This window comes from Pseudoalteromonas sp. KS88 (assembly GCF_004766475.1).
Classification (GTDB): domain Bacteria; phylum Pseudomonadota; class Gammaproteobacteria; order Enterobacterales; family Alteromonadaceae; genus Pseudoalteromonas.
Genome location: NZ_PYHV01000004.1, coordinates 207585 through 221326, shown reverse-complemented (window position 1 = coordinate 221326; position 13742 = coordinate 207585). Strand labels below are relative to the sequence as shown.

Annotated in this window: 15 protein-coding genes; 3 read left to right on the top strand and 12 right to left on the bottom strand. The window is 40.0% G+C overall.

Translation table 11 applies throughout. The features are described from left to right. Positions 1-3: 3 nt before the first annotated feature. Both oadA and C7Y70_RS02220 read right to left on the bottom strand, forming a co-directional pair. Entirely contained in the window at positions 4-1785 is a 1782-nt protein-coding gene (gene oadA / locus C7Y70_RS02225; protein WP_099296607.1) for a sodium-extruding oxaloacetate decarboxylase subunit alpha, read from the bottom strand. A 10-nt stretch (positions 1786-1795) separates the two neighbouring features. Beyond that, positions 1796-2041 (bottom strand): OadG family transporter subunit, encoded by a 246-nt coding sequence (locus C7Y70_RS02220; RefSeq protein ID WP_099296606.1) that lies wholly within the window; start codon positions 2039-2041, stop codon positions 1796-1798. Positions 2042-2560: 519 nt separating this feature from the next. Between C7Y70_RS02220 and C7Y70_RS02215 the strand changes: the two genes are divergently transcribed. Together C7Y70_RS02215 and C7Y70_RS02210 are read left to right on the top strand one after the other, a co-directional pair. Further along, on the top strand, positions 2561-2731 hold the full coding sequence (locus C7Y70_RS02215) for a DUF1328 family protein (protein ID WP_087531995.1): 171 nt from the start codon (positions 2561-2563) through the stop codon (positions 2729-2731). A 49-nt stretch (positions 2732-2780) separates the two neighbouring features. Further along, positions 2781-2972, top strand: coding sequence for a hypothetical protein (locus C7Y70_RS02210; protein WP_064666403.1), 192 nt, complete (start codon positions 2781-2783; stop codon positions 2970-2972). A 53-nt stretch (positions 2973-3025) separates the two neighbouring features. Here the strand turns inward: C7Y70_RS02210 and pdxJ are convergent, their stop codons facing one another. From pdxJ to rpoE, 10 genes are all read right to left on the bottom strand, one after another. Next, positions 3026-3757 (bottom strand): pyridoxine 5'-phosphate synthase, encoded by a 732-nt coding sequence (pdxJ, locus tag C7Y70_RS02205; protein WP_135473216.1) that lies wholly within the window; start codon positions 3755-3757, stop codon positions 3026-3028. 16 nt (positions 3758-3773) lie between these two features. Beyond that, positions 3774-4460, bottom strand: coding sequence for a DNA repair protein RecO (gene recO, locus C7Y70_RS02200; protein WP_099296604.1), 687 nt, complete (start codon positions 4458-4460; stop codon positions 3774-3776). Positions 4461-4479: 19 nt separating this feature from the next. Next, the gene (era, locus tag C7Y70_RS02195; protein ID WP_099296603.1) at positions 4480-5412 is read right to left on the bottom strand and encodes a GTPase Era; all 933 of its coding nucleotides are present in this window, start codon (positions 5410-5412) and stop codon (positions 4480-4482) included. Next, positions 5402-6079, bottom strand: coding sequence for a ribonuclease III (gene rnc / locus C7Y70_RS02190; protein WP_135473215.1), 678 nt, complete (start codon positions 6077-6079; stop codon positions 5402-5404). Before rnc ends, era begins: the two co-directional genes overlap by 11 nt. A 2-nt stretch (positions 6080-6081) precedes the next feature. Then, on the bottom strand, positions 6082-7017 hold the full coding sequence (gene lepB / locus C7Y70_RS02185; RefSeq protein WP_135473214.1) for a signal peptidase I: 936 nt from the start codon (positions 7015-7017) through the stop codon (positions 6082-6084). A 25-nt stretch (positions 7018-7042) separates the two neighbouring features. Next, a complete protein-coding gene (lepA, locus tag C7Y70_RS02180) occupies positions 7043-8830 on the bottom strand; it encodes a translation elongation factor 4 (protein ID WP_135473213.1) in 1788 nt (595 codons plus the stop codon). Positions 8831-8899: 69 nt separating this feature from the next. Next, complete coding sequence (locus tag C7Y70_RS02175) at positions 8900-9349, bottom strand: SoxR reducing system RseC family protein (protein ID WP_135473212.1); 450 nt, start codon at positions 9347-9349, stop codon at positions 8900-8902. 6 nt (positions 9350-9355) lie between these two features. Beyond that, positions 9356-10312, bottom strand: a complete 957-nt coding sequence (locus tag C7Y70_RS02170) for a MucB/RseB C-terminal domain-containing protein (RefSeq protein ID WP_099296598.1) — start codon at positions 10310-10312, stop codon at positions 9356-9358. A 4-nt stretch (positions 10313-10316) separates the two neighbouring features. Then, the gene (locus tag C7Y70_RS02165) at positions 10317-10922 is read right to left on the bottom strand and encodes an RseA family anti-sigma factor (RefSeq protein ID WP_099296597.1); all 606 of its coding nucleotides are present in this window, start codon (positions 10920-10922) and stop codon (positions 10317-10319) included. A 2-nt stretch (positions 10923-10924) separates the two neighbouring features. After that, on the bottom strand, positions 10925-11506 hold the full coding sequence (gene rpoE, locus C7Y70_RS02160) for an RNA polymerase sigma factor RpoE (RefSeq protein ID WP_058560042.1): 582 nt from the start codon (positions 11504-11506) through the stop codon (positions 10925-10927). 265 nt (positions 11507-11771) lie between these two features. Between rpoE and nadB the strand changes: the two genes are divergently transcribed. Next, positions 11772-13388 carry an L-aspartate oxidase gene (gene nadB / locus C7Y70_RS02155; protein ID WP_099296596.1) on the top strand — a complete coding sequence of 539 codons (1617 nt, stop codon included), beginning with the start codon at positions 11772-11774 and terminating at the stop codon, positions 13386-13388. Positions 13389-13742: the final 354 nt, after the last annotated feature.

The window sequence follows — 13742 nt, the reverse complement described above, 5'->3', positions numbered from 1 at the left end:
CTCCTAAGCCATTGCAATCATGGCGTCACCAGTTGTGACAGAGTCACCCTCAGCAACGAGAACTTCTGCAATCGTTCCACTGTGTGTTGCGCGGATCTCAGTTTCCATTTTCATCGCTTCCATGATCATCACAACATCACCCGCGTTCACTGCTTGACCAGCTTTAACTTTGATTTTAAAAATGTTACCAGCAAGTGGAGCATTTAATGTTTCACCAGATGCAACCGATGCAGATTGAGGAATTAGCTCACTATCTTTAAGGGTTACTTCTTTTAATTCACCGCCTTGGGCTACAACAACATCATATACTTTGCCATCCACTTTAACGCTGTATTGCTCAGCTTTAACGGTGTTGTTATTAGGCTTGTTACTAGAAGGTTTCTCTTGCTTAGCAGAGTCAGCACTTGGTACTGCTTCAAATGCATCAGGGTTGTTACGGTTTTTAAGGAATTTCAATCCAATTTGAGGAAACAGTGCGTATGTTAGAACGTCATCGATTTGCTCATCGGCAAGCGCTAACCCTTGCTCTTGCGCTTCTTTTAATAACTCTGTGTGAAGTGTTTCAAGCTCAGGCTGAAGTACATCAGCTGGGCGACACGTAATAGCTTCGCCGCCATCGAGTACGCGCTCTTGAAGTTCTTTGTTCATCGGTGCTGGCGTTGAACCATACTCACCTTTAAGCACGCCCGCCGTTTCTTTTGTGATGGTTTTGTAACGTTCGCCAGTTAGTACATTTAATACAGCTTGTGTGCCCACAATTTGCGATGTAGGTGTTACTAATGGCAAAAAGCCTAAGTCTTCGCGTACACGTGGTATTTCAAGAAGTACCTGGTCTAGCTTATCAGCTGCACCTTGCTCTTTTAACTGGTTTTCCATATTAGTCAACATACCGCCTGGCACTTGCGCTAATAAAATTCTACCATCCACCCCTTTTAAGCTACCTTCAAATGCCGCATACTTTTTACGAACATCACGGAAATAGGCAGCAATCTCTTCAAGCTGATTGAGATCCAAGTCGGTGTCGCGTTCAGTTCCTTCAACAATTGAAACAATCGTTTCAGTTGCACTGTGACCGTAAGTCATACTCATAGATGAAATAGCGGTATCAAGCATATCAATGCCTGCATCAATTGCTTTTTGATAAGTCGCGGTGCTTAAGCCTGTAGTTGCATGACATTGCATTGCGATAGGAATTGAAACCGTCTCTTTTAACCCTTTGATCAACTGCTCACAGTCATAAGGTTTAAGTAGACCAGCCATATCCTTAATACAAATTGAGTGACAACCTAAATCTTCTAGCTGCTTAGCTAAGGTTAGCCACATATCAAGTGTATGCACTGGGCTAACTGTATATGAAATAGTACCTTGTGCGTGTGCACCTACTTTTATAGCAGCTTTAATCGCCGTTTCAAGGTTGCGTACATCATTCATCGCATCAAAAATACGGAATACATCAACCCCATTTTTGTGGGCGCGCTCAACAAACTTTTCGACTACATCATCAGCGTAATGACGATACCCTAAAAGGTTTTGACCACGCAGCAGCATTTGCTGCTTAGTATTTGGCATGGCTTTTTTAAGTGCTCTGATACGCTCCCATGGATCTTCGCCTAAATAACGAATGCAAGAATCAAATGTAGCCCCGCCCCAAGATTCTATAGACCAATAACCCGCGTTATCTAATTTTTCAGCAATAGGCAGCATGTCATCTAATCGCATGCGTGTTGCTAGCAAAGACTGATGTGCATCTCTGAGTACCAACTCAGTAAGTTTTAATTTAGCCATAGAACACCCCTTATTGTTTTTGATTATTTTTGTATTGAGCAATCGCGGCACTGATTGCAGCGATATGGCCACTAGGCACACCTTGAGCTTTAAGCGATGGAGTGCGAGCAGCTTCAGCCACAGGCTCTTCAAACCGGCTCATTAACTTAGACATAAGCGTAATTGCTGAGATTAGCAATGATAAAAAAATGAAAACCCCCACCATGCCAGTAACCATTAAATTTGCAGCTGTTGCAAGTGATTGACCAATATCCATGCAGACTCCCTTAATACAAAATTTGAACCCATTTATCACAAATGGATAATAAACCAGTTTATATAAATAAATATTCAACAATCATAACAAAGATATCAACCCTATCCAACCTTTGTAAATTGGTAAAACCAATTAATATTAAAATAACATAACCACACTTAAGTTAACACTCTCTATATTGGTACTATTTGACGTTATATAGATTACAAAAATAGTGAATATAGCTAAAAGTTATGCTCCAGCTTAACCAACATGACTGTTTTTAATTTCAAGCTCGTAAAACTAACTGGTTTAAGAGTCAAATAAAAATAAAGTTAAATTGGTCTTACCAAAAAGAAAGTGTTTAATTAAAGAATATACAACAGCAAGCATAAGTTACACGTAACAAAGTAAATATTACTTACAAACTTTTCAGCCGCTCTCCAATACAATTTAAACCTTTGAAAAATAACAGTTAAATTTATGGCACGTTACTCGCTTAATCTAGTTTGTACAAATTAACAAACCAAGGAGACGACAATGTTACGCTGGACAATTACATTTTTAGTTATTGCACTTATTGCTGCAGTGTTAGGTTTTGGTGGTATCGCAGGTGCCGCAGCAGGAATTGCCAAAATTATATTTTTTATCTTTTTAGTATTATTAGTTATTTCGCTAGTTTCAGGTGCGCTACGAGGCAAAACACCTTAGTCGAAACACATACATACTAATTTATTTATTATTTACAAGGAATTACATTATGAAATCAACAACAGTAAAAACTGCCGTTATCGCACTATTTGCAAGTTTCTTTATTATGGGTTGTGAAGACAACCACGCTGAAGAAGCCGGTGAACGCATTGATGAAGCTGTAACAGACGTTCAAAACAAAGTAGAAGATGCATGTGAAGAAGTTAAAGAAGGCGTAAACGCCGAAGAAACTAACTGCTAATCCAAGCATAATATAAAAAACGACTCATTAGAGTCGTTTTTTATTGGTTAAGTTTATGCTCTTGCTTCCAACATTAAGCGTTTCATATCGCGAACGGCTTTATCGAGGCCATCAATGGCTGCACGGGCGATAATCGCATGGCCAATATTTAGTTCATAAATATCTTTCATTGCAGCAATAGGTTTAACGTTGTGGTAGTGCAAACCATGTCCTGCGTTTACCGTCATACCTAAACTAGCCGCATATTCAACACCCTGGCGAATGTGCTCAAGTTCTTTATTCATATCAATATCATTTTCAGCATCTGCGTATGCACCTGTATGGATTTCAACAAACGGAGCATTACATGCTTTAGCAGCATCGAGTTGTGCTTTATCAGCATCTATGAATAGTGATACTTTTATCCCCGCAGCAGTCAATTTTGCTGTAGCTGCTTTAATTTTTTCAAGGTTACCTACAACATCTAAGCCGCCTTCAGTTGTTAGCTCTTCACGCTTTTCTGGTACTAGGCATACATACTCAGGCTTAACATCTAATGCGATATCGAGCATTTCATCTGTCACGGCAATCTCTAAATTCATGCGTGTTTGAATGGTTTTAGCCATAACATAAACATCGCGGTCTTGAATATGACGACGATCTTCACGCAAATGAATTGTAATACCATCAGCGCCAGCATGTTCAGCTACACTGGCTGCATGAGCCGGATCAGGATAATTTGTTCCGCGTGCTTGACGTAAGGTTGCGATATGATCAACGTTTATACCTAACAGAATGTCTTTCATTTTTTACCTATATTAATTATTTAATAAAAAGCTCGCGGCTTTTTAATGGTTTTTTCCCAAGTAATGGCTTCATTAAATGACGACTTAATTGTTTCGCCATATATAGCACATCAGGTGCACTAAAGTCATGATCTGCAATTGCATTTAGTTGTGCACCAGTAAATCCACTGCCTTTTAAATCCTGAATCACAAAGCCATATTCAGCAAAGTAACTATACGTGTGCGCCGCATCAATTGGATCGCCCGCCGCATCAAACGTAAAATCAACACCATAACCGAGCAACTCTAGTAACTGAAACTCATAAGAGCGCAACACGGCTTGTAAGTTTGGATGCTGGTTTAGTTGCGTTAGGTGAGTTTTATAAAGCTGATAAGCATAATCAATTGGCTCATTAATTGGCACAATGCGGTTAGTGAGTTCATTTAAATAAAAGCCACAGTAAAGCTGATCACCTACAAGTGGCGATTGTCCACCATGTAATTCAAAGCGTTGGATATATTTTAAATCATGTTTACCAGTGTAATTTACTAGTAAGGTTTGGAAGGGTTGTAACTGTGCTTTATGCTTTGTTGCTTGTCGGCCACTGATACGGGCTAACATTCGCAATTGGCCAACGCCTTCTACTAGCATATCAAGCATTACTTGTGAGTCGCTATAAGGACGCCGGTGTAATAAGTATGCTGTGTAGAAGTCGCTATCCATAGGTTAATTTAGGCTGAAGTTAATCTTCACCATAGCCTAAACTACGCAGGGCTCTTTCATCGTCAGCCCAACCCGATTTTACTTTTACCCAAAGCTCTAAGAACACTTTATTATCAAGCATTTCTTCAAGATCTTTACGTGCTTCACGGCCAATAACTTTTAGCTTTTCACCTTTATTACCAATAACCATGCGCTTTTGTGTTTCACGCTCAACTAAAATCAGGCCGTTGATGTGCCAAACACCGTTGTCTTGCCATTTAAACTGCTCGATTTCAACAGTTACTGAATAAGGAAGCTCTTCACCCATGAATCGCATTAGCTTTTCACGAATAACTTCAGCTGCCATGAAGCGCATTGAGCGGTCAGTTACATAGTCATCTGGGAAGTAAAATTCACACAGAGGAAGGCGCTTCGTTACTTCATCTTTAATCAAGTTAATATTTTTACCTTGTGTCGCTGACACAGGCATAATACCTATAAAGTCAAACTTATCGCCTAAAAACTTCATGTGCGGTAATACAAGATCACGATCTTTAACTTGGTCAATCTTATTAATAACTAATAAAACTGGCTTACCACTTTGGCTTACCTTATTGAGTACCATTTCATCATCAGCATTCCAATGAGTGCCTTCAACCACAAAAATGATTAATTCAACATCACCGATTGAACTTGATGCTGCGCGGTTCATTAAACGGTTAATGGCGCGTTTTTCTTCAACGTGCAACCCAGGTGTATCAACATAAACAGCTTGATGCTGACCTTCTGTATGAATACCCATAATACGGTGACGTGTAGTTTGTGGTTTACGTGATGTAATACTTACTTTTTGCTCAATGATTTCATTAAGTAAGGTTGATTTACCAACGTTAGGACGACCGACAATTGCTATCATGCCACAATAAGTGTCTAGCTCACCTTCATGAGGTTGGATAAGTGTATCAAGATTCATTTTTAAGTATCTTCAATGCTTTTTCAGCGGCTTTTTGCTCAGCTTTACGACGAGAGCTACCTACTGAGATTATGCTATCCATACCTTCAACAATACATTCAACCGTGAATGTTTGATTGTGAGCTTGGCCTTTGGTATCAACGACTGTGTAACCTGGCAAAGACAATTTGCGTGCTTGTAAGTATTCTTGCAGCAATGTTTTAGGATCTTTTTGGTTTAATCCAGGTGATATTGCATCGAGTCTTGGCTCATACCACTGCAAAATTAAATCACCACATGCATCAATGCCTGAATCTAAGAATACTGCACCAATAATCGCTTCAACAGCATCAGCAAGTGTAGATTCACGTCTAAAACCACCACTTTTAAGTTCACCTGGGCCTAAACGTAAATAGTCACCTAAACCAAATTCAAGACCAAACTCAGCGAGAGTTTGACCACGCACTAAAGTAGAGCGCATACGGCTTAAATCACCTTCACGGGCTTTTGGAAACTTGCCATAAAGCGCATTGGCAATGACAAAGCTTAGAATAGAATCTCCTAAAAACTCTAAGCGTTCATTATGCTGCCCTTTGTGACTACGATGGGTCATCGCCTGTTCAAGTAGTCCTTGATCAGTAAATGTATACCCTATTTTGTTATATAACTCTGTTACGTTTTTTTTCATTGTTACTGAATGTTACCTAGGCGTTCAAAACGAACTCCAGTTGGAACCCAGCCTGGTAAAATGTCACCTGGGCCATTATCAAATTCAAAACTCATCCATATAAAGACAGCTTTACCCACCAAGTTTTCTTTTGGTACAAAGCCCCATACACGACTATCTTGGCTATTGTCGCGATTATCACCCATCATAAAATAATGATCTGCCGGTACTACCCATTCATCTGAACGTGTACCCGGTTGTTGATAGTAACGCCCTTTCATTTCAAGCGCTTCTGGGTTTATTAAAATATCATGCTCTAATGTGGTTAAATTTTCATTAATACGCACTAAATCCATTGAGCCTTGCTTAAATTCGTCACGATTGATGATTTCCATGTCAATTTTATTAAACTCATTACACATTAAATCACCCTTTTGTGTTTGTCCTTGTTCACAATTAGGCTGAATATATAAACGTTTATTTCGATATACAATTTTATCACCTGGCAAACCAATTGCGCGTTTAATGTAATCAACCCGTTCATCGAGTGGGTATTTGAATACCACGATATCACCACGCTCAGGCTCACTAACATCAACTAATTGAGTACGCCAAACAGGGTCTTTTACCCCATATGAATACTTTTGCACTAGTATAAAATCGCCAACAAGTAATGTTGGCATCATTGAACCCGATGGAATTTGAAATGGTTCGAACAAAAACGATCTAAATATCGTGATTGCTGCAATCATCGGGAAGATTGATTTTGCAGTTTCTATTATTGCCGGCTCCGGCGCGATTAATGCAACAGTATCTTCATCTAATTCCCCACCTGCAGAGTTACTCGCTAAGGCGATACGCTCTTGCCTTTTGGGTGCAAAAATAAAGTGGTCAATTAACCAAATTAAGCCTGAACCTAAAGTTAAAAGCACTAAAAATATTGAAAAGTAACCGGCCATGCATTAATCCCTTTATCTACGAAACTTATTTACCAACTTTAAGAATAGCTAAGAAAGCATCTTGCGGTACTTCAACATTACCTAGTTGCTTCATTCGCTTTTTACCGTCTTTTTGTTTCTGAAGAAGTTTCTTCTTACGGCTCACGTCACCACCATAACATTTTGCGATTACATTTTTACGTAACTGCTTAACGGTGGTACGCGCTATTACATGCTGACCAATTGCTGCTTGAATTGCAATATCAAACATCTGACGAGGAATAAGCTCTTTAAGCGCATCAGCTAATTGACGGCCACGTGATTGCGCACTCTCTCTGTGTACAATTATAGCCAACGCATCAACACGATCACCATTGATTAAGATATCAACTCTAACCATGTCTGAAACTTGGAAGTGCTTGAAGTTATAATCAAGTGATGCAAAACCACGACTAGTAGATTTTAACTTATCGAAAAAGTCCATGACCACTTCAGCCATTGGCAGTTCGTAAGTGACTGCAACTTGTTTACCGTGATAGCTCATTTTCGTTTGCATGCCACGCTTGTCGACACACAAAGTAATAACACTACCTAAATATTCTTGTGGTACAAGTATATTGGCTTCCACTACAGGCTCACGAATCTCTATGATATCATTCACTGGTGGTAAGTCTGATGGGTTATCTATTTGCGTAGTACCTTCTTTAGTCACTACTTCATAAATTACTGTTGGTGCGGTGGTGATCAAATCAATATCGTATTCGCGCTCTAAACGCTCTTGAATGATCTCCATGTGTAGCATGCCTAAAAAGCCACAGCGGAAACCAAAGCCAAGTGCCGTTGAGTTTTCCGGCTCGAAGAATAACGATGCGTCATTTAGACTTAATTTGTTAAGTGCATCACGGAAAGATTCGTACTCATCAGATGCAATTGGGAACATCCCTGCATAAACCTGCGGTTTTATTTTTTGAAAACCAGGTAAACGTTCAGGTGCCGCATTTTTTTGATGCGTAATAGTGTCACCAACCGGTGCGCCGTGAATCTCTTTAATACCCGCAATCACAAACCCAACTTCGCCGGTTCTTAAAACGCCAGTATTGGTTTGTTTTGGCGTAAATATACCCACATGATCAGCAATATGAACTTGCTCATTCGACATGATTTTTATTTTGTCGCCAGCGCGCAGCTCACCATGCTTGATGCGAACAAGTGATACAACGCCTTGATATGGGTCAAACCATGAATCGATGATCAGTGCTTGTAGAGGTTCATCTTTATCACCAACCGGTGGCGGAACATCCTTCACGATCATTTCTAATACTTCGGCAATACCTACGCCGGTTTTAGCACTACATTGCACGGCATCTAAGGCGTCAATACCGATAATATCTTCGATTTCTTCTGCGACACGTAACGGATCAGCTTGCGGTAAATCAATTTTATTTAAAACTGGAATTACTTCTAAATCCATTTCAATTGCGGTGTAACAGTTCGCCAATGTTTGCGCTTCTACACCTTGACCAGCATCTACAACTAACAAAGCACCTTCACATGCTGCTAATGAGCGTGATACTTCATAAGTAAAGTCAACGTGTCCTGGGGTATCGATAAAGTTTAATTGGTATGTTTCGCCATCATTGGCTGTATAATTTAGCGTTACACTTTGCGCTTTAATGGTAATACCACGCTCACGCTCAATGTCCATCGAATCCAATACTTGCTTTTGCATTTCACGGTCGGTTAAACCGCCACAAACTTGGATTAAACGATCAGAAAGGGTCGATTTACCGTGGTCAATATGGGCGATGATCGAAAAGTTACGGATATGCTTCATAAACTGGATTCTAAACTTCTATTTTAATGGAATAAGTGTATAAAGGCGCAATTTTACATTTAATTGGCCTCAATCACCATCTATTTGAGTTAAAGGAAGGCTAATTGGGTGAATTTTTATTACTTTTATATCGTGCTTAAGGCTTTTAACACGACTTTTAGCAATTCTAAAGCCTGTAAAACCACCTACAACAGCGGCTAATATTTGTATCCACTCAGCAACATCGAATATTTCACTAGCAACAAGTGCAAATATAAGGCTTAAAAGTAAAGGCAGCATGTAAACAGCAAAAGCATGCTTAACCATATGGCTGTCATCTAATGCTAAGGTTACTTTTTGACCAACCTCAACGGGCGTATCAAACTTATATGGGAATGTTTTTTTAGCAGTGCCGAAAAGCTTACCAAATACTTGAGAACCACAGCGCCCATTGCATCCTTCACATGCTTTTTTTTGTTGAGCTTCTAAATTAGCAGTGGTGCCTTTAATAGACACCACTGTAAGGGTTTGTTCAATCATGTTGAATTATAGGGGCCTTGCCACAGACTCTGCGATAGTTTTGGCTGTTGACGCTGGGATATTACCCACCACCGACACATCGAAACTGCCAGCATTGTGAACATAAATAGTTGTAGCGCCTGATGATAACGCACCGCTTGGTCTGCGTCCTGGCAACGGACGCTGCACAAATACAGACACTTCTACAAAACCATCGGAATACAGATAGTAATCGGTTAACTCATTATTTAAATCAAGCTTATGCCTGTCTGATTTTAATAAGCTAAAGCCGTCGGGCAACCAGCCTATTTGCCAATTGTTACTCGCTAAATTGTCAGTTTTTTGTGCTATTGCATCACTAGGTAGCGGTGTTGGAAACTCTTTGTTAAGCATTTCAAGTAACAAAGGTGCTGGCTCTTCTGTCACACTAATATGTGTTAGCTGTAGTTGCTCGAGCATGTCACCATTGTGATTCACATAGGCTGACTTTAGAATCAGCGATGACTCCGCATCTATCCAAAGCCAATAGTTAAATTTATACTCATCTTTTGACTCAATACGTACGAGTTGTGCTGGTCTGCCTGCAATGCGCCCTTTACCACCTAATACAAAATCATATTCTTGATTTAAACGCTCTATGTTTTTAAAAAGAACCTCAGGTATTGGCCCTGCAATTGAATCTGTGGCAATAGAATAAGGAGCTGATTGGGGTTCGAAATAGGTTACCTGATCATCAATTCTAATTATTTCAAGGCCAGCACCGTTTAGTAAACTTAAGTGCTCTAACTCGGTTTCACCTTGTTTTGCATGGAGCCAACGATAGGGCTCCATAGATTTGCCCTTAACAACAACAAATGATGCATCAAAGTTGCGGTTATGAACGGCTTCAGCCATATTGAGCAAAAGCTCTTTTGCTGATTTTTCATCACTAGAATAGGCAGGAGCTATTAATGCCAGCGATAAAATAAAGGTAATGAATTTCATCTACTTATTTTTTTTCCTCTTCGGCTTGCGCCTTAGTTTGAGCCTTTTCTAATGAATATGCAACGCGTGCTTGACGCTGATGCTCTAATACAAGAGCTCCAATACGTTGTTGCTGTAACTCACGAAATCCTTTTTCTGCATTTTCAAGTGCAGGCTCCGACGAGTAACTCACTGGCGACGCAACTCCTGTTAGAGGCGTGCTTTGCAACATCGGTATTTCATTCATTGGTGAATCATCACCTTGTGGCAATGTCTGAACCCCTACAATAGCAAACATTGCAACACTTGCAGCAATTGCTAACTGTGCAACAGGTCTACGCCAGTTAAAAGCAACGACATTATCGCTGGCCTGGGTTGTTTGCTCAGTGTTTTGTTTTTGGCTGAAATCAGCATATACGGGTTCGCTTTCAAGTGCCTTGGCAACGCTATCACTAATATCTAAAACAAAGTCATCTTCAGACTCAGCACGCATAACATCGCCAATCAAAGCATAACGCCCTAGTGTTGCAGACTCTTTAGCAGCAATTTCCTGATCGGTTAAAAACTCTTCGCCGTCAAGTAACGCGGATAGGTCTTGATCATCCAACTTGTTAACGTGTGCTTTTGTCATATTTAAGACTCGCCTATTAATGGGTTTATTTTGTTATCAATTGCCTCTCGGGCACGAAATATGCGCGAACGCACCGTACCTACAGGGCAATCCATAACCACGGCTATTTCTTCATAGCTCATCCCTTCGATTTCTCGTAAGGTGATCGCGGTTTTAAGATCTTCAGGCAAACTATCAATTGTGTTAAAAATTACAGCACGAACTTCGTCACTGAGTAACAAATTTTCTGGAGATGCATTTGAGCGTAACGCATCAGCACCTTCATAAAATTCTGCATCCTCAGCATCAACATCATTTGCTGGCGGTTTGCGGCCTTGAGCCACTAAATAATTTTTAGCACAATTAACTGCGATACGGTATAACCAAGTATAAAAAGCACTGTCTCCACGAAAGTTCGGAAGTGCACGATAAGCTTTAATAAACGCTTCTTGTGCAACATCAGCAATGTCACCATGATTAGATACATAACGTGATATCAATCCGGCTATTTTATTCTGATACTTCTTTACTAATAAGTTGAAGGCATTCTTATCGCCTTGCTGAACTCTTTTTACCAGCGCTAAATCCAAATCCTGCTCGCTCATTCGAGCCGGTACTCCTATATCTAATTATTACTTGTTATTCATATCTTAGTCATTGTTCACAAATACTCTGACTGGGGGGTGAATAAAAAGTTCATTTAATATTATTTTTTTATAAAATAGCTCATAAATATGTAGACGAGGGCTTAAAATGACTAATTGTGTCGCCCTAAAATATGATACATATACGCATATACAATAATATTGATTGCTCGTACCAATTTCATAAATTAGTATCTCGGGCATTGTAACCGCAAAGACCACGGACATGAACCAAAATAAACACCACACCACAGATGTTGCTATTATTGGAAGCGGCGCGGCTGGACTTTCATTAGCTTTATCGCTAGCTAATCACTGCAACGTTATCGTTATTAGTAAGGGTGAATTAAAGGAAGGTTCAACCCTTTATGCCCAAGGGGGTATTGCCGCCGTTTTTGATAAAAAAAATGACAGCATTGAATCACACGTTCAAGATACATTAGATGCAGGTGGCGGCTTATGTGAGCGCGAAGTGGTGCATTACACAGCAAGTAATGCACAAGATTGCCTACAATGGTTAATTGAACAAGGTGTTCCATTTGATATGGAGTTTGATAGTCAAGGCAAAGAACGTTTTCACTTAACCCGTGAAGGTGGACATAGCCATCGACGTATTTTACATGCCGCAGATGCTACAGGCCGTGCTGTACAAACAACTCTTATTAGCCAAGTCCAAGCCCACCCCAATATAACAATTTTAGAACAATACAATGCAATAGATTTAATTGGTGACAAAAAATTAGGCCGACAAGGGCAACATATCCACGGTATATATATGTGGAACCGCCAAGCAAAACGTGTAGAGACAGTTGCTGCAAAATTTGTTGCATTAGCCACTGGTGGCGCAAGTAAAGTGTACTTGTACACATCAAATCCTGATGTATCAAGTGGTGATGGCATCGCTATGGCTTGGCGCGCAGGATGCCGTGTAGCAAATATGGAGTTTAACCAATTTCACCCAACAAGCCTGTATCATCCAGAACTACAAAACTTCTTAATTACTGAAGCAATGCGTGGAGAAGGGGCATATTTAAAGCGCCCCGATGGTACACGTTTTATGAAAGACTTTGATGAAAGAGAAGAACTTGCACCGCGCGACATCGTTGCTCGCGCAATAGACTTTGAAATGAAACGCTTAGGTGCTAACTGTGTTTACTTAGACATTAGCCATAAAGAAAAAGACTTTATCATTGAGCACTTTCCCACTATATATGCAAAATGCTTAAGTGTAGGTTTAGACATTACGAAAGAACCAATACCGGTTGTACCTGCAGCACATTACACATGCGGTGGCGTGATGACTGACTTTAATGGCAAAACAGATCTGGATAACTTATATGCTATTGGTGAAGTCGCTTATACTGGTTTGCACGGTGCAAATCGCATGGCGAGCAACTCACTGCTTGAATGCATTGTTTTTGCCCATGCAGCAGCCAAAGATATACTAGCAAAAATTAATCAAAGCCCTGAACAACAAGCATTGCCAGTATGGGATGAAAGCAGAGTGTCTAATTCGGATGAAGAGGTCGTAATTACACATAACTGGCATGAGTTACGACTTTTTATGTGGGATTATGTTGGTATTGTGCGCTCAACAAAACGTTTAGAGCGAGCTCTTCATCGTGTTGAGTTATTACAACAAGAAATTCTTGAGTATTATGCAAACTTTAGAGTTTCTAATAACTTACTGGAATTACGTAACTTAGTGCAAGTAGCGGAGCTTATTATTCGCAGTGCAATGCAGCGAAAAGAAAGTCGAGGCCTTCACTACACCATTGATTACCCAGATAAAGATAACAACCCTAAACCAACTATTTTGACACCGACACATCAGCAGAACTAATCAATACAGCTCGCTTTAGGCGGGTAAAACTTTGCTCATCGCACCCATTAGCATTAATAATTAGCCAATGGGTGCGACTTAGTCCAATAATGTTCAACCAAACACTATGCTGATACGCTCTACTTTTGCAGCCTATCTTACCCGTGATTTCTTTTTCTGAATTCACAAAGTGACAGTGTGGAGAATCAATAATCAACGTACCTTTTATCGGATGTTGATGCGTATACCATCGCCAACAAAACAACCCAACTAGTAAACTCAAACATAAAGTCAAAACTTGAGCAAACAGTGTGGTTAAAAAGGCACTGAAACAACACGCAAATAAACCAAAACAGACCACAAATGCTTTATGAT